Origin of the sequence: Pelagimonas sp. (genome assembly GCF_050633425.1) — a bacterium.
GTDB lineage: Bacteria > Pseudomonadota > Alphaproteobacteria > Rhodobacterales > Rhodobacteraceae > Pelagimonas.
The window spans coordinates 55,988-73,944 of sequence record NZ_JBOEGM010000014.1; the positions used below are offsets into that span (position 1 = coordinate 55,988).

A 17,957-nucleotide genomic window follows, 5' to 3' on the forward strand; every position below is an offset into this window, starting at 1 on the left:
AGTTCGCAACGCGTTGTTTGCAAAGGCTGGCTTCGCTGTGGCAGGGTTACGTGATCGGAAACTTGGCGTCACCAAGCGCCACAAAACAGTGGGTAACGCGTAGATGGGTAAAGCTTTGAAGGTCATGCTGGGGGCGCTTTTGACCCTAGCGATTGTTGTCGCGGCCGCATGGTCGGCACTGGCACTATGGTTTCGCCTTCCTGCACCTGAGTGGGCGCGTATGGGCTTGGGCGGCTTTGTTGCTGTCGTCGCGTTTCTGGCGATTTTCGGACTGTTTCGCGCGTGGCGCCTTCGGGGCCTTGCGGCTTTCGCGGTGATTTTGGCCGTGGTTATGGCTTGGTGGAGCACTCTCACCCCTCCCAGCGCGCGCAATTACGCCCCCGAAGTGGCCCGACAGTCTTATGGCGAGATCGTGGGTGACAGGCTGGTGATGCACGACATGCGGGATTTTGAATGGCGTAGCAAAGAGGATTACACTGAAAATTGGATTAGCCGCGAATACGATCTGTCAGAGCTCGACACCACGGATGTATTTTTGCCCTATTGGGGTCCACAATATATGGCCCATCTCATTGTAAGCTTTGGTTTTTCCGATGGTGAACATCTGGCTTGGTCGGTTGAAGTGCGCCGCACCGAAGGCGGCGGCTTTTCACCCCTCGCCGATATGTTCAAATCGAACACACTTGCGATCCTCGCCAGTACCGAACGGGATTTGGTCGGCCTTCGCACCAATGTGCGTGGCGAAGATGTACAGCTCTACCGGCTGAAAGTTCGCGACTTCGCCGCCCGCAATATCTTGACCGCCTTTGTGCAAGATGCCACCCAACTGGCCGCCAAACCACGTTGGTACAATGCCTTGTTCACCAACTGCACCACCGTTGTGACAACGATCATGGACGGGGTCGGGGCCGGGCAGGCCTGGGATTGGCGGGTGATTGCCAATGGGTATTTGCCCGAATTCGCCTATGACAATGGGTCGGTGAACACCGATTTGACGCTGGACGAGCTGCGCGAATTGGGCCGCGTTGCACCCCGCGCCATTGCGCATGGCCTGGGCGACGGGTTTTCTCAGGCCATACGGGTTGGCGTTCCCGTTCCATAGGGAAATGGGCGCACCGCCTGCTTGACCACGCGGTGTGCCCCCCGAATTTTGACCCGCGATGCCACAAAGGCTTGTTCGCAAAAAGAGGGCTTGCCTGAATTTCTAAATCGTTTTAGTGGTTGGGTATTAGAGATTAATGCAAAAATAATCCGCTCTGACCCTGTGAAGCCGTGGCCTCTTGCCGCGATCACAGACCCACACAGTTGTGACTAAAGGACAGGACATGACCCTAAACCCGCTTGCCAAACGCTTTCCTGCAAATTTCAAATTTGGGGTGGCCACGGCGTCTTTTCAGATCGAAGGGGCGACGAAACAAGGCGGGCGAGGCCCGACGATTTGGGATGCATTTTCACATATGCCGGGCCGGGTGTATCAAGGTCATACAGGCAATGAGGCCTGCGATCATTACAACCGCTGGGAAAGCGATCTGGACCTCATCAAGTCGCTGAACTGCGATGCTTATCGGTTTTCGATCGCCTGGTCACGGGTGTTGCCAGAGGGCCGGGGCCGGGTGAACCAAGAGGGGCTAGATTTCTATGATCGCCTTGTTGATGGCCTGGTCGCGCGTGATATTTCGGTGTTCCCTACACTGTATCATTGGGATTTGCCGCTTGCGCTGACAGGGTATGGTGGCTGGACAGACCGCGACACCGCCGATGCCTTTGCCGAATATACAAGCCATGTGGTGCGGCGTTTGGGGGATAGAATTGACGCGCTGAGCACATTCAATGAACCTTGGTGCTCCTCCTATTTGGGCCATTTGATTGGCAAACACGCACCGGGCGAAAAGAACATTGATGCGGCGATGGCAGCCACCCATGTGATCAATCTGGCCCATGGCAAAGCGGTGCAGGCGGCGCGTGCGGAACGGGCTGACATCCAAATGGGCGTGGTCTTGAACACGATCTCGACCTATGCTGCGAGCGATCACCCCGATGACGTGGCCGCCGCCGAACGGCATTTTCAGTTCCACAATGACATCTATTTAGGGCCAATGTTTGCTGGCAAATATGGTGACCAGTTTCTGGATGCCTATGGCGATAAATTGCGGATGCAAGATGGGGATATGAACATTATCCACCAGCCATTGGATTGGTGGGGTTTCAACTATTACTATCCTGCCACAGTCAAACATGACCCAAGCCCGAATGCGCCATTCCCGGCATCAGTGGCCGTGCCGTCGACCACGTCAAATGTGCGCACAGACATCGGTTGGGAGATCAAATCCGACGGGCTGACCCATCTGCTGAACCACGTTTATGACCGCTATGACATGCCGCCCTGCTACATCACCGAAAATGGTGCCTGTTATAATATGGGGCCAGACGCGGATGGCAGTGTCGATGATCAACCGCGGCTCGATTATCTGAACGAACATATCGGCAAAGTGGCGGATGCGTTGGACAATGGCATTCCGATGCTGGGATATTTCGCTTGGTCGCTGATGGACAATTTCGAATGGTCCGAAGGGTACAAAATGCGCTTTGGCATTGTGCATGTGGATTATGAAACCCAGGTGCGCACGGTCAAGAAAAGCGGGAAGTGGTATGCGGCGCTATGCGCTGAACACGGTGCCGAGGTCGCGCCAGCGGAGTAAGACAGGGCGCGACGAGCTGTTCTGGTGGCCTGGGTGCTTTATTCGGGAACCTCAAGGAATTGCATCAAAGGGTTGTCGGGCTTTTCGATCCGCTCAATCGCCGCACGGGCCAGAAAATCACCGGCGGCCCAGGCTTCTTCATGCTGGCTGTGGATCGCTGGGCGGAAACGCTGCAAAAATGGCAAGGCCTCTTTGGAAAACAGATCGATGTCTTTGCCAATGGTCAGGCCCGCCCGTTCCAGCCCGGTGACAGATGCCATACAGGAATTGGCCGAAGCAAAAATCATCCCATCCGTATCGACGTGTTCAGAAAACAGATCGGCTATTTCTTGTTCAATCGTCGCGGCGGAATCGTCTGACGTCACCCGTTTCATCACATGCAGATCAACGCCAAGTTCCTCGGCCTTGGCCGAGGCACCGGCGACAAGCTCTTGGCCATAGTTTTGATCCATCGGCGGGGCCACGACACGGATGGATTTACGCCCCAATCCAGCAAGTCGTTTTACCGCCAGCTGTCCATAGGTGTAATTATCAAAGTCATAATACGCATGTTGTTCCGACCAGTTTGACCGCCCATGGGTGGCAAAGGGGAACCCCTTATCAAGCAGGTAACGCACCCGCGGGTCATCGGGCTGGGTTTGGTTCATGATGATCGCGTCAGCGGCGTGTGTTTCGACGATATGCCGGATCGGACGCATCGGGTCTTCACCGGGAAAATACGGGGTGATATTGAGATGGTAACGGGTCGACCGAAGCGCCGAAGCCGCGCCATTGATCAGGCGGGCGGTCAGGTTCATGACATCAGCTTCGGTGTGAAGCACCAACGTCAGAACAAAGGTGCGTCCCGTGCGCAGACGCAGCCCCGCACGATTTGGAACATATCCGATTTCATCCGCAACCTTGCGCACACGTTCCCGCGTGTTTTGCCCAATATCTTCGGCCCCCGACAACGCACGCGACACGGTTGGCACCGCCAGCCCGGTCAATTTAGCAATTGTCTTGAGCGTGGGTCGCCGAGATTTGTTCATAAGAGCGGGGCCATCTTCGTCTGAAAACTGGAATATCTCTAGCCTAGCGGGTGGAGCGGCTCAATCGAGACGGGCTTGTTTCTTTAGGGTGCGACAAATGTGTTGCAATGTAAATCTAAATCGTTTTAGTTTCTCTATAACGATTTAGTTAGCGACTCAAAAAAATCGAGCCAACCAAATCGTGCGCAACATTAGGGAGGAAAAGACGATGAAATGGATGGGAGCGCTTTTGGCGACAACATCGATGGGTATTGCCGGAGCGGCGTTGGCCGAGCCGGTGAAACTTGAAGTCACGCATTGGTGGACATCTGGCGGCGAAGCGGCGGCAGTTGGTGCCCTGGCCGAGGTTTTTGCCAGCAAGTCCGACAATGAATGGGTCGATGGCGCGATTGCCGGGGGAGGCGGCACGGCGCGTCCTGTCATGATCAGCCGGATCACTGGCGGCGATCCCATGCACGCCACCCAGTTCAACCATGGCCGTCAGGCTGAAGAATTGGTTGAGGCCGGCATGATGCTTGACCTGACGGATGTGGCCGAGGCCGAAGGCTGGCGCGATATTGTGAACCCAATTGGCCTGCTGGACAGCTGCACAATCGAGGGCAAAGTCTATTGTGTGCCAATCAACATCCATTCCTGGCAGTGGCTCTGGCTGAGCAACAAGGCCTTTGCAGATGCAGGCATTGATGTGCCGAGCAACTGGAACGAATTTGTGGCCTCGGCCCCAGCGCTGGAAGCGGCGGGCAAAGTGCCTTTGGCCGTGGGTCAGCAAAGCTGGCAGACATCAGGCGCCTTTGGCGTTTTGAACGTTGCGGTTGGCGGCGAAGCCCTGTGGCGCAAGGTGAATGTCGACAAGAGCGAAGACGCTGCCCGCTCTGCCGAAATGACCGCCGTGTTTGAAGCTGCGGACACCGCGCGCAAGCTATCGTCCAACTCTAACGTCGGCGACTGGAACCTTGCCACTGCGCTGGTCATCAATGGCGACGCCGGTGCGCAAATCATGGGCGATTGGGCGCAAGGCGAATTCGCCGTTGCCGGTAAGGTTGCTGGCGAAGATTACACTTGTTTGCCGGGTCTTGGGATGCATGAAATCATCTCAACCGGGGGCGACGCGTTCTACTTCCCCAAACATGATGACCCTGCGGTGACGGCGGCCCAAAAGGAACTGGCCAGCGTGATGTTCTCGAAGGAGGCGCAGGTTGCATTCAACTTGAAAAAGGGGTCGCTCCCTGTGCGCGGTGACATTGATATGACCGCCGCAAATGACTGTATGCGCAAAGGCTTGGACATTCTGGCCACGGGCGCAATCTTGCCATCGGGCGAACAGACACTTTCGGCCGACACAGACAACCAGCTCAAAGATCTGTTCTCTGAGTTCTGGAATGACGCCAGCATGACGGTCGAGGACGCACAAGACCGTTTCGCCGACATCATCGGTTCTGCAGACTGATCTGATCAGTCAATGCAGCTCGGTCGGTGCCTGACCTCCCGGAAAGGGTGCCGACCATTTTAACAGGCCCGATGATCAAGGACTTCTCTGCATGCCTGACACTGCCAAACGACCTAATCCGTTGTTTCGTAACCTGACGTCGAAACTGGCGGCGCTTCCTATGATTGCGACGGCATTGATCGTCTTTGTGGGATGCACGGTCTGGACGATCTACCATTCCTTTACCAAATCGCGGATGTTGCCCAAATCGGACTTTGTCGGATTTGACCAATATGAGCGGCTTTGGGGCACGCGACGTTGGCTTGTCTCCGTTGAAAACTTAATGATTTTTGGGGCTTGCATGATGGTGCTGAGCCTGGTGATCGGCTTTTTTCTGGCGACGCTTCTGGATCAAAAAATCCGGTTTGAAAACACCATCCGCACGATCATTTTGTACCCTTTCGCCCTGAGCTTTGTTGTCACCGGCCTGGTGTGGCAATGGCTGCTGAATCCTGATTTTGGCGTGCAGAAAATCGTTCGGGATCTTGGCTGGACGAGCTTCGAATTCAATCCACTATACGACGTTAATATCGTGATCTACGGCGTGTTGATTGCCGCTCTCTGGCAGGGGTCTGGCTTTATCATGGTGGTGATGCTGGCCGGGTTGCGCGGTATTGACCAAGACATCTGGAAAGCCGCCAAAGTCGACGGGATTTCCACATGGAAAACCTATGTCTTTGTGATCATCCCAATGATGCGGCCGGTGTTTGTGACCGCACTGGTGCTGATCGCAAGCGGGATCATCAAGGTCTATGATCTGGTCAAAGCCCAGACCAATGGCGGCCCCGGCATCGCCTCCGAAGTGCCTGCAAAATACGTTATTGATATGATGTTCAACAATCTGAACCTCGGCCAAGGCTTTGCGGCCTCGACCATGATGCTGCTCTCTGTGGCCGTTATCTTGATCCCTTGGGCTTATCTCGAATTTGGGGGCAAAAAACATGGCTGACCTCACCGGGCCGCGTGGCCCCAAACCGCAAAAACGCCTGAATGGTCGCACGATCATGTTGTGGTCTGTGCTGGCTGTTGTGCTGATTTACTATGCCTTGCCGCTATATGTGATGATCATCACATCGCTTAAGGGGATGCCGGAAATACGCACGGGCAAAATCTTTGCGCCGCCGGTCGAAATCACCTTTGAGCCATGGAAAAAAGCCGCCTTCTCGGCCTGTACCGGTCTTGTGTGTGAAGGCTTAAGCGCGGGTTTCTTGAACTCAGTCAAAATCCTGATCCCCTCGCTCATTGCCTCCATCGCCGTGACATCGGTGACCGGTTACGCGCTGGCCAATTGGAAGTTCAAAGGCTCTGAAGTGTTCTTTACCATTCTGATCTTCGGGGCCTTTATCCCCTATCAGGTGATGATTTATCCGCTGGTGATCTTGCTGCGCGAACTGGGTCTGTTTGGATCAATCTCGGGGCTGGTGTTGATCCACACCATCTTTGCGATGCCGATCCTGACGCTGTTGTTTCGCAATTACTTTACCTCGCTCCCCGATGAGCTGTTCAAAGCCGCCCGTGTGGACGGAGCCGGGTTCTGGGGCATCTATTTTCGGATCATGGTGCCAATGTCTTTGCCGATCTTCATGGTCGCAATCATCTTGCAGATCACCGGTATCTGGAACGATTTCCTGTTTGGCGTGATCTATACCAAGCCCGAACATTACCCGATGACGGTGCAGCTTAATAACATCGTCAACGCGGTTCAGGGCGTTAAGGAATACAACGTCAATATGGCGGCAACCCTGCTGACCGGCCTTGTTCCACTGACCATCTACTTTGCTTCTGGCAAACTCTTTGTGCGCGGCATTGCTGCTGGCGCTGTGAAAGGCTGACGTAATATGACCACGCAAACCCCTTCTGTTTCCATTCAGGGTCTGCAACTAAATTTCGGCGCGGTCGAAGTGCTCAAGAACCTTGATCTCGATATTGCGCCAGGTGAATTTCTTGTGCTGTTGGGATCGTCCGGTTGCGGCAAATCTACCTTGCTCAACTGCATCGCCGGGTTGCTGGATCTGACCGATGGGCAAATCCACATCAACGGCCGCAATGTCACTTGGGCCGAACCAAGTGATCGTGGCATCGGCATGGTTTTTCAAAGCTATGCTTTGTATCCGCAGATGACCGTCGAAGGAAACATGAGCTTTGGTCTCAAAAATTCCGGCATGCCCAAGGCCGAAATCAAAGAGCGTGTCGCCCGTGCCGCATCGGTGTTGCAGATTGAACCGCTCTTGAAACGCAAACCCTCTGCTCTGTCAGGCGGCCAGCGTCAGAGGGTAGCGATTGGCCGGGCCTTGGTGCGGGATGTGGATGTGTTTTTGTTCGACGAACCGCTGTCGAACCTTGATGCCAAACTGCGCACCGATCTGCGGGTTGAGCTCAAACGCCTGCATGAGCGGCTGCAAAACACCATGATCTACGTGACCCACGATCAGGTCGAAGCGATGACCTTGGCGGATCGAATTGCGGTGATGAAGGGCGGCAAGATCATGCAGCTTGGCACCCCGGATGAAATCTATAACCGCCCGCAAAATCTCTATGTGGCGGATTTCATCGGTGCCCCTGCGATGAATTTTGTGCGCGGGCGGCTTGAAAATGATCTGCTGATCTTTGGAGGCCGCGCGCTGTCGGTCGGAACCTATCCCTTTACCTCGCGGCCCAACAAAAGCGATATTGTTCTTGGAATACGGCCCGAAAACCTGGCGCTTGGTCCCGCCGCGCAACGCTGCGATTTGCAGATCGAACTGACCGTTGATCTGGTTGAGAAAATGGGGGCTGACACCTTGGTTTGGTCCGAACTGGACGGCAAGCCTTTTCGGGTGCGCGTTAATGGCCAGGCAAAAATCCAAGCGGGTGACAGGGTTGTGGTTGGCGTCAAAGCGTCAAACTGTTCGATCTTTGACGCCGATAGCGAAGCACGATTATAACCCTGCGCGGCCTTGCCCATCGAAACTTTCAATCACTTGCGTCGGGGTTTTGGGCAACATAAGGTCGTTTTCGGCTTTCCTGTCGGATGATCTTTGCTAAAGACAGGACAGCCCGAGACACAAGCCGCAAAAGAGAGTCGTATGCCACGTTATCGTTCCAGAACCTCGACCCATGGCCGCAATATGGCCGGTGCCCGTAGCCTGTGGCGCGCCACTGGTATGGGGGATGATGATTTTGGCAAACCGATCATTGCGATTGTGAACAGCTTCACCCAATTCGTGCCCGGTCACGTGCATCTCAAAGACCTCGGTCAGATGGTGGCCCGCGAAGTCGAAGCTGCGGGTGGTGTTGCCAAAGAATTCAACACCATTGCGGTCGATGACGGCATCGCGATGGGACATGACGGCATGCTCTATTCGCTGCCCTCGCGCGAAGTGATCGCCGACAGTGTCGAATACATGGTCAACGGCCACTGTGCCGATGCGATGGTCTGTATTTCGAACTGTGACAAGATCACGCCCGGCATGTTGATGGCCGCCATGCGTCTCAACATTCCGGTGATTTTTGTCTCTGGCGGGCCCATGGAGGCTGGCAAAATCGACTTTGAAGACCTGGATATGAACAAGGTTGATCTGGTCGATGCGATGGTTGCGGCAGCGTCCGAAACCTATACCGACGAACAAGTTCAGCATATCGAAGAAAACGCCTGCCCGACCTGTGGGTCGTGTTCGGGCATGTTCACCGCCAACTCGATGAACTGTCTGGCTGAAGCTCTGGGTCTTGCGCTGCCCGGCAATGGCTCAACCCTCGCGACACATTCGGACCGCAAGAACCTGTTCCTTGAGGCCGGTCGCAAGATCGTCGACATCACCAAGCGCCACTATGAAGGCGAAGAAAAAGGCCTTCTGCCGCGCGAAATCGCGACATTCGAAGCGTTCCAGAATGCGATGTCTTTGGACATTGCGATGGGTGGCTCGACCAACACTGTTCTGCACCTGCTGGCGATTGCCCATGAGGGTGAGGTCGATTTCGACATGACCCATATGGATGCCCTGAGCCGCAAAGTGCCCTGCCTGTGCAAAGTCGCGCCCAACACCGAAAACGTTCATATGGAAGACGTCCACCGCGCCGGTGGTATTTTCTCGATCTTGGGCGAGTTGAGCCGCGCTGGCTTGCTTCATCTTGATGTGCCAACCGTGCACAGCTCGACCATGGGCGAAGCGATTGCCAAATGGGACGTCAAAGTCGCCAACAATCCCGAGGCCGAAGACCTGTTCAAAGCCGCACCGGGTGGCGTGCGCACCACCGAAGCCTTCAGCCAGAGCAACCGCTACAAAGAGCTGGACACCGACCGCGAAGGCGGGGTGATCCGCTCAAAAGAACATGCGTTTAGCCAAGACGGTGGCCTCGCGGTGCTGTTCGGCAATATCGCGCTGGATGGCTGTATCGTGAAAACCGCCGGGGTCGATGCCTCGATCCTGAAATTCACCGGCACGGCACATGTCTGCGAAAGCCAAGACGCCGCCGTCAGCGATATTTTGACCGGCAAGGTCAAGGCGGGCGATGTTGTGGTGATCCGCTACGAAGGGCCGCGCGGCGGGCCGGGAATGCAGGAAATGCTGTACCCGACCTCTTATTTGAAATCCAAAGGTCTTGGGAAAGAATGCGCGCTGTTGACCGATGGCCGCTTCTCGGGCGGGACGTCAGGATTGTCGATTGGCCACGTGTCACCAGAAGCCGCTGAGGGTGGCGCCATTGGGCTTGTCCAAAATGGCGACAAAATTGAGATCGACATTCCCAATCGCAGCATCAATCTTGTTGTGTCGGATGAGGAAATGGCAACCCGCCGTGCCGCTCAAGAGGCCGCAGGGTGGGTTCCGGCCGCACCTCGTAAACGCAAGGTCTCCAAGGCACTCAAGGCCTATGGCATGATGGCAAGCTCGGCCGCCAAAGGGGCTGTTCGGGTCATCTAACCCGCAATTGATTTGATCGCGATCACGCCGCTATGCCCCATCCGGCATGGCGGCTTTTTCATGTGGCCCACGATCCAGGGCCGCGATTTGCAAGGTGATATTCGCGGCCAAGTTATCAACTTTACCGAGAATTGTGATACCTTCCTCGACAAGCGGTAATTTTATCCGCCATACTCGTTGTTGATGGATGGTAAACAGGTCAACCCGTTAAGCAGTGAGATGTTGCTGCAGCACATGCCGCAACCGTGGCTGGTGCTCGACGGGAATCAGGCGATCAAAATCTGCAATCAAGAATTCGCCAAATTGCTGCGACTGGATATCGATCGACTGATCGGACGACCCCTGGCTCGGATTTGGGCGGACAATGATGGGGCTCTGGCGGATGAATTGCGGCAGGTGCGCGAGGCCCAGGGCGACACACATGCGTTTTGGGCAAGCAGCAGCCTTCGCAGTTGGCAAGTCACCGGGCGGGTGCTCCCCCAAGATGGTGATCAGCCTGCGGATTTGCTGTTGGTTGTCTCTCCGATGCAGGCACCACAAGCAGGCCGCGCGCCGGTGCAACTTGTTCAAACCACTCGTGACGGACGCGATCCGCACAAGTTTCAGTTCTGGCACCAATCAACCCAGCTGTTGGAAGATGCCCGTTTTGGCGAAGAAATCGGCATTTGGCGTTGGGATCTCCTGTCGAACCAGGTGAGTTTTTCCGCTCGTTTGATGAATTCGCTGGGTCATGATTACAGTCAGGTCGACGATCTGGTGGCCTTCAATTCGAGCCTGTATCACCCTGACGACCTTCACCAACTAGACGAGGTGATGCAAAATTCCGTCAAACATGGGACGCCTTTTGGCACAGTGGCACGGGTGCGGGCTGTGGATGGGCGGTATTTGTCGATCCTGATCCGGGGCCAGCCAGTGCTCAACGACGCGGGTGAGACGGTCCAGCTTGTCGGCATTGAAACCGATATTTCCGAACAAGTTGACCTGAGCAACAAACTGCTGCGCGCCGAAAGGATCGCCAAGCTTGGCAATTGGTCCCGCCGACTTGGCGAAGAGACAATGTATTGGTCCGACGCACTGTGCCAAATTTTTGGGCTGGACCCAGAGACTTTTCAGCCCAATATGCGCGACCTCGACAAACTCTTTCACCCTGAAGATTTGGAATTGGTCGAAAAGGGTGAGCTGCGGGTGCTGCAAAAATGGCATCTTGATCCGAATATGGTTGATCGCATTCGGGTAAGAATCTTTCGCCCCGATGGTGAAACGCGGTATTGCGACATCAGTACAATTGTTGAAACCGACATTGACGGCAAACCATTTGAGCTGGTTGGAACCGTGCAGGACATCACCGGTCTTGTCGTCGCGGAACAACAATTGGTGGCGGCCCAAAAGAAAGAGGTCGTTGGCCAATTGGCTGGCGGTGCGGCGCATGATTTTAACAACCTGCTTGCGGTTATCCTGGGCAATCTTGAGATGCTCCAAGAGGAACAGCTATCAAGCAGTCAGGAACCGTTGGTCAACAGCGCGCTCAAGGCAACATTGCGTGGCGCTGAGCTGACCCGTAACCTGCTCAGCTTTGCGCGCAAAGCGGTTCTCAACCCGCGGCGGGTTAACTTGAATGACATCGCGATCAGCATGGATGACGTGCTCCGCCGGGTGTTTCCAGAGAATATCCGGTTGGAAATCAAGTCCTGTGAAAACTGTTGGAGCGTGCATGCAGATCGCGTTTCCTTTGAAAATGCGGTGCTCAATCTCGCGATCAATGCGCGCGATGCCATGCCCGATGGCGGGGTGGTGACGCTTGAAACCAACAATATGGTTTTGACCGAACGCTATATCGAAGCCCGGCATGAAACACTTCAACCCGGCCCCTATGTTGTCTTTGCCTTGTCAGACACCGGGATTGGCATGTCTGAAGCCTTGCTCAAAAATGCATTGTCGCCCTATTTCTCAACCAAACCTTCCGAGCAAGGCAGCGGTTTGGGCCTGTCTATGGTCGATGGGTTTGTGCGGCAATCGGGTGGCGGGTTGCGGATTTATTCCGAGCCAAATGTCGGCACCACCATCAAACTCTTCTTTCCTGCGTCGGCCTTGGATGCCTCGATGGAAGTGGACGAAACCCTGACTGAACCAGACGTCAAAGCCAGTGGCCGTGTCCTCTTTGCCGAAGACAACGAGGAGGTGCGCAAGATCATTGAGCGCCGATTGACCGAAATGGGGTTGGATTGCACCAGTGCCGAAACCGGCGACAAAGCCGCAGAAATCCACGCCGAGAGCGGGCCTTTTGATCTGTTGGTCACAGACATCGTGATGCCCGGCGCGCTTCAGGGGCCTGATCTGGCTCGGCAATTGCGCAAACAACAACCCGATCTCAAGGTGATTTTCATCACAGGATACCCCAACGAAGCCACGATTCACGGCAACGGGTTGCGGGCGGAAGACGTGCGCCTCATGAAGCCAATAGGCAAACGAGACCTAGCCCGCGCCGTCCGGGCCCTGATGCCTATTTGACGCCGGTCACAGGCCGCGGTCTTCGGTGAGGGAGCCCGACTCCCTCAATGACCCTGACCGATCAAGGCCGACCTGTTGCGTGGCCTGTCAGCTGTCGCTGGACCAGTCCATATTTGTGAAGTCTTCGCGAAAGGCAAAGCGCTCCAGGTGTTTGTCGATCACCGATTTCGCCATATCCACCTTGTCGGAATCCGCCAATTCGAATGAGATATTCAAACGGTCGTTGCTCGCCCGGAGCTGCGCGGTTCCCATGGGAAAGGCACAGCTGCCTTCCGTTTCGGAGAATGTGACCTCAATTTTATGGGCAAAGTGTTTGCAGAGCTGTTGCAGATACTTTGATGCATTTGGAGTTTCGAAGGTGCCAGTGAGTGCGTGCATAGTCAAACCTTATCTGATTGAAACTGTCAGTTAATACTGGACTCGCCTTTTTCAAGCGTCTAATCAAGCCCAGAATTTTAAATGCACAGCCAACCATCCGGTAAGCCATGCAGCAATCAGGAGGAAATCCTATGCTCAAAAAGCTTACCCTTTCGCTGGCTATGCTGACCTCACCGGCTTTTGCAGACACCATTTCTGTCGACACCTATACCGGCGCTGCGGATGTTCCCTTGGCACCTGAAACCGTCGCTGTTTTTGATGTGGCCGCAATGGATACTCTCTCCGCGCTTGGGGTCAAACCAAACGGGGCTGTCAGCCCGATTTACGTGACCTATCTCGAAGGGGCGCTGGATGGCGCAACCAAAGTCGGTACGCTCTTCGAACCTGATTTCGAAGCCGTCGCGGCCATGGGCCCGGATCTGATCGTTGCGGGCGGTCGATCCGCCAAAGTTGCTCCAGATCTGGCAAAAATCGCGCCGACCGTCGACATGACCATTTGGGAAGACACCGTGGGCCAAGGGCTGGACCGCTTGGCGACCTTTGGACGTATCTTCGACAAGCAAGCCGAAGCCAAGGCCCTGGCCGACAGTTTCAACGCCAAATTGGACGCCGCAAAAACGGCGGTATCAGGTCAAGGCAATGCCCTGATCATCATGACCAACGGGCCAAAAGTGTCGGCCTATGGCGCGGGGGGGCGGTTTGGCTGGCTACACAATACGATTGGCTTGCCAGAAGCGGTCGAAGCGGTGGAACAAGCGACCCATGGCGAAGCGATCAGCTTTGAATTTATCCGGGATGCCAACCCTGACATCCTGATCGTCGTTGACCGGCTGGCGGCCATCGGACGAGACGGCGAACGCGCTCAAACGACTTTGGACAATGCCTTGGTTCACGAAACAACCGCCTGGAAGACCGGTAAAGTGATCTATCTGAACAGCGCACCGCTCTATATTGCAAGCGGCGGGATTCAGTCGATGACCATGACTCTTGATGAAATCACCACTGCGTTTTTGGACCGGTAATATGACAAGGCGCATGGCGGGAATATTGGGCCTTTTGGCTCTCATGGCTCTTGCTGTGCTGTCGCTTTTTGTTGGGGTCATCGACATGGCCCCAACTGACCTTTTGCATGATCCCGAAGCTTTGCGGCTGATCCTCATCAGCCGAGGCCCCCGCACAGTTGCGGTGATCATCACCGGTGCGGTTCTGGCCGTGACCGGAACAATCATGCAGCAAATCCTGCGGAACCGGTTTGTCGAACCCATGACAACGGGAACCGGGCAGGGCGCCGCCATCGGCATTTTGCTGGCAACTGTTTTGATCCCCTCGTCACCCTTACTGGTGCGGATGGGGTTTGCCTCGGGCACAGCGCTTTTGGCCTCAATCGGGTTTCTGGCGATTGTGCGCCGCCTGCCACCGACACAGCCCTTGCTGATCCCTTTGGTTGGCTTGGTTTATGGCGGGTTGTTGGGCGCGGGCACTACCTTTGTGGCTTACCAATACGACCTGTTACAATACATTGATGTCTGGATGACAGGCGAGTTTTCGGGCGTTCTGAAAGGCCGGTATGAGCTGCTGTGGATTGCGGCTGGGGTTGGTGCGCTCACCTATCTGGTGGCCGATCAATTCGCCATCGTTGGCATGGGGCGCACCGTTTCCATCAATCTGGGCCTGAATTATTCACAGGTTGTACTGATTGGCTTGCTGGCCATTTCCATTGTGACCGCCTTAACGGTTGTTACGGTTGGAATGATCCCATTTGTTGGGCTTGTTGTGCCCAACATCGTGTCGCGCAGGTTCGGTGATAATCTGCGCGCGACCTTGCCGATGGTTGCGATTATGGGGGCAGGGTTGGTCCTGTTCTCTGACATTCTGGGCCGGGTTTTGCGATACCCGTTTGAGATCCCGGTTGGCACTGTTTTCGGCGTGATCGGCGCGATCGTTTTCCTGTGGCTGCTTTATGCGAGGCCGCGCCATGCACGCTAAACGGTTGATGGGCCTGGGGCTTTTCCTGGCGCTGTGTTGCGCCGCCTATATGACGGTCGGTGCCAAGGGCAACTGGTCTTTCGTCCTGCCGTTTCGGGGGGCCAAATTGGTTGCGCTGATCCTTGTGGCAGTGTCGGTCAGCACCGCAACTGTGCTCTTTCAGACGATCACCCAAAACCGCATTTTGACCCCCTCCATTATGGGGTTTGACGCGCTGTATGTGCTGTTGTTGACGGGGGCTGTGTTTTTCCTCGGCGGGCAGGGCTATATTCAACTCCCCCCCATTGGCTTGTTTGTGGTCAATGTCGGATTGCTGGTTGGGGCGTCTTTGATCCTCTTTGGGAGCCTGCTGTTCCAGACCCGGCATGACCTCATGCGCTTGATCTTGACCGGGATTATTTTTGGTACGCTGTTTCGGTCCCTGACCTCCTTTATGCAGCGCCTCATTGATCCCAATGAATACTCGGTGATTCAAGTTGCAAGCTATGCACGTTTCGGGTGGATCGACACCGAACTGCTTGGAATCGCAAGCCTTCTCACTTGTCTGACACTGGCCATGTGTTGGCGCATGCGCTTTCAGCTTGATGTCTTGGCTCTTGGTCACGATGCCGCCATTAACCTTGGGGTGAACCCAAAGCGCGGCCAGATAAAGGCGCTTGTCCTTGTCGCGATCCTTGTTTCGGTCTCCACGGCCTTGGTTGGCCCGGTTGCCTTTCTTGGATTGCTCGTTGTCTCGCTTGCCCATCTGATCACCCCCAGCCCATATCACAGCACCCTGATCCCGTCCGCCGGGTTGATTTCCGCCATTACCTTGGTCGGCGGGCAAACCCTGCTCGAACGGGTGCTTAGCTTGGCCACCCCGTTGTCGGTGGTGGTTGATGTGCTGGGCGGGCTGCTGTTTCTAGCTCTACTTCTACGAGGATTGCGCACATGATTTCGGTCACTGGATTGTCATATCACTACGGCAGCGTTCCGATCCTTCGCGATATTTCGCTGGATATTCCCCGTGGCGGGGTCACGGCGTTAGTCGGCCCCAATGGCGCAGGGAAATCAACATTGCTTGGCTTGATCGCCCGATTGATGCCGCTCCAATCGGGCCGGGTCATCGTCGATGATTTGAACGTGGCAACAACACCAAGCGACGTGCTGGCGCGCAAGCTCGCCATTCTCCCGCAGGCCTCAGACGTGGCCACCCGCCTTACGGTGGGCGAACTGATCAGTTTTGGCCGCTATCCGCACCACAAGGGCCGCCCAACAGAACAGGACCGGGCGAAAATCAAAAATGCCGTTGAGACGTTTGAACTTAGCCAATTCGTTGACCGTACGCTTGATAGTCTCTCTGGGGGCCAAAGACAGCGGGCGCAAGTGGCGATGACCTTTGCGCAGGACACAGACTTTGTGTTGCTCGATGAGCCCCTGAACAACCTGGACATTGCCGCAAGTCGGTCCTTGATGAAGCTGCTGCGCCGGGTCGCGCATGAGCACAATCGCACCGTCGTAACCGTTCTTCACGATATCAACTATGCCTGCGCCTACGCCGATCATATGGTGACGATTAAATCCGGCCAGCTCGGCCCCGCCGGGGTGCCCTCGGATGTGGTCTCTAATGACATGCTCAAATCAGTCTTCAACACCGATGCGCAGGTCGTGCAGACCAACGGGCGCACACTGGTTCAGGTCTGAGACCCCGACTGTAACATGCGCCCCGCCAACCGCGCTCCAAATACTGCACCCCACGAGACATCTCATCCGGTCTGCAAAACAGACCTGTCACGACAGATCGCAACAAGGGTCGGGCTTGGAACCCCTCTGGAATCAGGTCATCTGTAAGTGAGCCAGATATTTTGAAAGTTTTGAGATGCCATGTCTTGATCCGCCACTGACACCAGCTCCTAAAATAAGGCTTTCTCGGCTTCGGGATATTGGCTGGTCCAAATGGGATCCGATTGGCCTCTTGGCTCACGGGCAAAAGTGGGATGATGAAAACTGCCAGCCGTTCGTCAACGAGTATGACAGATATCTCCTTCATGCCGCAGGTCAGCTTCGCAGGGGCGCGTCCCAAGAAGACACCGCGAATTACCTCATGGATATTGAGGCCAACCATATGGGTTTAGGCCACCGACAAGACGCTGCGGCCCGCGCAAAAGCGGTGATCGCCGCAATTCAAGCGGATCAAGAGCTTTGGACTTATCAGAATTGATATGACCGAAAGGTATGGCCTTTGGCGGCGGCACAGCTTTCAGTCTCTTTTCTTTCCTGCAAAATAAGGACAATTTCGCATCCGAGGTTAGATCCCGCCCACGGTACGTATAATGAGGATTATGTTAATTTGATCTCAGTCATACCTTCTCATATGTCGCGGAATGCAGATCACGGGTTTCAAAAATCGGCGACCGGCTTGCTTCCTTGGGCTCAAAGCGGACGACGACCGGCTCACCGGGTACAACAAGAAACGCGTTGTCACTAAAACGGCCCTCACAGTCGGCTTCGACCGTGGCGAAAAAAGCGGGTGCCGCACTTGTAACCGTTAGCTCATAGCCGCCTTGGGTTTTTGACACCTCCAAATCCAACTGCGGCGCCTCAAGATCATAGGATTTGTACGGTTTGGGTGCGAACCAATCCCGACCAGACGGGCCGTCAGGCACATCCCAACGGTACACCAACATCTCATCCTCGGCCAACGCTCCGGTTTGAAACACCGTTTCGGCTTGGCGTGGCGACACTTGAAAATCGAAGTCTCCCAATTTCCGCCGTGTGCCTTTTGGCGTCATGGCTTCCACCACCAACCTGCCAGACAGGTCTGTGTCGCCATCATTGACGGCGCGCAGGGCAAAACCCTCCGCCTCAGGAACCACCGTCACATGCAGCGGTGCGAAAAACCGGCGCGCCATATGGTGCAAGACTTTCCACCCGCCGCCATGATCCAAGGACGCCCAGGAACACACGGGCCATGTGGGGTCTGCTCCGGCTGGGG

At 55.4% G+C, this 17,957-nt stretch carries 16 protein-coding genes; 13 read left to right on the plus strand and 3 right to left on the minus strand.

Features of this window, described 5'->3' with window-relative positions; translation table 11 throughout:
- The first annotated feature begins 103 nt into the window (after positions 1–103).
- Positions 104–1,102 (plus strand): DUF4105 domain-containing protein, encoded by a 999-nt coding sequence (locus tag ACRBB0_RS12990; protein WP_431374864.1) that lies wholly within the window; start codon positions 104–106, stop codon positions 1,100–1,102.
- Positions 1,103–1,325: 223 nt separating this feature from the next.
- Positions 1,326–2,699 (plus strand): GH1 family beta-glucosidase, encoded by a 1,374-nt coding sequence (locus ACRBB0_RS12995; RefSeq protein WP_431374865.1) that lies wholly within the window; start codon positions 1,326–1,328, stop codon positions 2,697–2,699.
- A 38-nt stretch (positions 2,700–2,737) separates the two neighbouring features.
- Here the strand turns inward: ACRBB0_RS12995 and ACRBB0_RS13000 are convergent, their stop codons facing one another.
- Entirely contained in the window at positions 2,738–3,727 is a 990-nt protein-coding gene (locus ACRBB0_RS13000) for a LacI family transcriptional regulator (protein WP_431374866.1), read from the minus strand.
- A gap of 208 nt (positions 3,728–3,935) precedes the next feature.
- On the opposite strand from ACRBB0_RS13000, the gene ACRBB0_RS13005 reads away from it, so the two are divergent.
- The 6 genes from ACRBB0_RS13005 to ACRBB0_RS13030 all read left to right on the plus strand — a co-directional run bounded on the left by ACRBB0_RS13005 (position 3,936) and on the right by ACRBB0_RS13030 (position 12,619).
- Positions 3,936–5,174: an ABC transporter substrate-binding protein gene (locus ACRBB0_RS13005; protein ID WP_431374867.1), complete on the plus strand. Its 1,239-nt coding sequence runs from the start codon at positions 3,936–3,938 to the stop codon at positions 5,172–5,174.
- Between the two features lie 91 nt (positions 5,175–5,265).
- The gene (locus ACRBB0_RS13010; RefSeq protein ID WP_431374868.1) at positions 5,266–6,162 is read left to right on the plus strand and encodes a carbohydrate ABC transporter permease; all 897 of its coding nucleotides are present in this window, start codon (positions 5,266–5,268) and stop codon (positions 6,160–6,162) included.
- Positions 6,155–7,045, plus strand: a complete 891-nt coding sequence (locus tag ACRBB0_RS13015) for a carbohydrate ABC transporter permease (protein WP_431374869.1) — start codon at positions 6,155–6,157, stop codon at positions 7,043–7,045. The genes ACRBB0_RS13010 and ACRBB0_RS13015 overlap by 8 nt, the downstream gene beginning before the upstream one ends.
- Positions 7,046–7,051: 6 nt before the next feature.
- The gene (locus ACRBB0_RS13020; protein ID WP_431374870.1) at positions 7,052–8,137 is read left to right on the plus strand and encodes an ABC transporter ATP-binding protein; all 1,086 of its coding nucleotides are present in this window, start codon (positions 7,052–7,054) and stop codon (positions 8,135–8,137) included.
- A 141-nt stretch (positions 8,138–8,278) separates the two neighbouring features.
- A complete protein-coding gene (gene ilvD, locus ACRBB0_RS13025; RefSeq protein WP_431374871.1) occupies positions 8,279–10,111 on the plus strand; it encodes a dihydroxy-acid dehydratase in 1,833 nt (610 codons plus the stop codon).
- 234 nt (positions 10,112–10,345) lie between these two features.
- On the plus strand, positions 10,346–12,619 hold the full coding sequence (locus tag ACRBB0_RS13030; protein ID WP_431374872.1) for a PAS domain-containing protein: 2,274 nt from the start codon (positions 10,346–10,348) through the stop codon (positions 12,617–12,619).
- 87 nt (positions 12,620–12,706) lie between these two features.
- On the opposite strand, the gene ACRBB0_RS13035 is transcribed toward ACRBB0_RS13030, so the two are convergent.
- Entirely contained in the window at positions 12,707–12,997 is a 291-nt protein-coding gene (locus tag ACRBB0_RS13035) for a DUF2218 domain-containing protein (RefSeq protein ID WP_431374873.1), read from the minus strand.
- A 131-nt stretch (positions 12,998–13,128) separates the two neighbouring features.
- Between ACRBB0_RS13035 and ACRBB0_RS13040 the strand changes: the two genes are divergently transcribed.
- The 5 genes from ACRBB0_RS13040 to ACRBB0_RS13060 all read left to right on the plus strand — a co-directional run bounded on the left by ACRBB0_RS13040 (position 13,129) and on the right by ACRBB0_RS13060 (position 17,183).
- Complete coding sequence (locus ACRBB0_RS13040) at positions 13,129–14,019, plus strand: siderophore ABC transporter substrate-binding protein (RefSeq protein WP_431374874.1); 891 nt, start codon at positions 13,129–13,131, stop codon at positions 14,017–14,019.
- A gap of 13 nt (positions 14,020–14,032) precedes the next feature.
- On the plus strand, positions 14,033–14,983 hold the full coding sequence (locus ACRBB0_RS13045; protein ID WP_431374875.1) for an ABC transporter permease: 951 nt from the start codon (positions 14,033–14,035) through the stop codon (positions 14,981–14,983).
- Complete coding sequence (locus tag ACRBB0_RS13050) at positions 14,973–15,917, plus strand: iron chelate uptake ABC transporter family permease subunit (RefSeq protein ID WP_431374876.1); 945 nt, start codon at positions 14,973–14,975, stop codon at positions 15,915–15,917. Before ACRBB0_RS13045 ends, ACRBB0_RS13050 begins: the two co-directional genes overlap by 11 nt.
- On the plus strand, positions 15,914–16,666 hold the full coding sequence (locus tag ACRBB0_RS13055) for an iron ABC transporter ATP-binding protein (protein ID WP_431374877.1): 753 nt from the start codon (positions 15,914–15,916) through the stop codon (positions 16,664–16,666). Before ACRBB0_RS13050 ends, ACRBB0_RS13055 begins: the two co-directional genes overlap by 4 nt.
- 271 nt (positions 16,667–16,937) lie before the next feature.
- A complete protein-coding gene (locus ACRBB0_RS13060) occupies positions 16,938–17,183 on the plus strand; it encodes a hypothetical protein (RefSeq protein WP_431374878.1) in 246 nt (81 codons plus the stop codon).
- A 139-nt stretch (positions 17,184–17,322) separates the two neighbouring features.
- Here the strand turns inward: ACRBB0_RS13060 and ACRBB0_RS13065 are convergent.
- Positions 17,323–17,957: glycoside hydrolase family 2 protein (locus ACRBB0_RS13065; RefSeq protein WP_431374879.1), on the minus strand; the 635-nt coding region annotated here is incomplete at its 5' end.

Excerpts from the sequence above, each read along its gene's own strand:
- ACRBB0_RS12990 (WP_431374864.1), top strand. The coding sequence starts at position 104 with ATGGGTAAAGCTTTGAAGGTCATGCTGGGGGCGCTTTTGACCCTAGCG.
- ACRBB0_RS12995 (WP_431374865.1), top strand. The coding sequence starts at position 1,326 with ATGACCCTAAACCCGCTTGCCAAACGCTTTCCTGCAAATTTCAAATTT.
- ACRBB0_RS13000 (WP_431374866.1), bottom strand. The coding sequence starts at position 3,727 with ATGAACAAATCTCGGCGACCCACGCTCAAGACAATTGCTAAATTGACC.
- ACRBB0_RS13005 (WP_431374867.1), top strand. The coding sequence starts at position 3,936 with ATGAAATGGATGGGAGCGCTTTTGGCGACAACATCGATGGGTATTGCC.
- ACRBB0_RS13010 (WP_431374868.1), top strand. The coding sequence starts at position 5,266 with ATGCCTGACACTGCCAAACGACCTAATCCGTTGTTTCGTAACCTGACG.
- ACRBB0_RS13015 (WP_431374869.1), top strand. The coding sequence starts at position 6,155 with ATGGCTGACCTCACCGGGCCGCGTGGCCCCAAACCGCAAAAACGCCTG.
- ACRBB0_RS13020 (WP_431374870.1), top strand. The coding sequence starts at position 7,052 with ATGACCACGCAAACCCCTTCTGTTTCCATTCAGGGTCTGCAACTAAAT.
- ilvD (WP_431374871.1), top strand. The coding sequence starts at position 8,279 with ATGCCACGTTATCGTTCCAGAACCTCGACCCATGGCCGCAATATGGCC.
- ACRBB0_RS13030 (WP_431374872.1), top strand. The coding sequence starts at position 10,346 with ATGCCGCAACCGTGGCTGGTGCTCGACGGGAATCAGGCGATCAAAATC.
- ACRBB0_RS13035 (WP_431374873.1), bottom strand. The coding sequence starts at position 12,997 with ATGCACGCACTCACTGGCACCTTCGAAACTCCAAATGCATCAAAGTAT.
- ACRBB0_RS13040 (WP_431374874.1), top strand. The coding sequence starts at position 13,129 with ATGCTCAAAAAGCTTACCCTTTCGCTGGCTATGCTGACCTCACCGGCT.
- ACRBB0_RS13045 (WP_431374875.1), top strand. The coding sequence starts at position 14,033 with ATGGCGGGAATATTGGGCCTTTTGGCTCTCATGGCTCTTGCTGTGCTG.
- ACRBB0_RS13050 (WP_431374876.1), top strand. The coding sequence starts at position 14,973 with ATGCACGCTAAACGGTTGATGGGCCTGGGGCTTTTCCTGGCGCTGTGT.
- ACRBB0_RS13055 (WP_431374877.1), top strand. The coding sequence starts at position 15,914 with ATGATTTCGGTCACTGGATTGTCATATCACTACGGCAGCGTTCCGATC.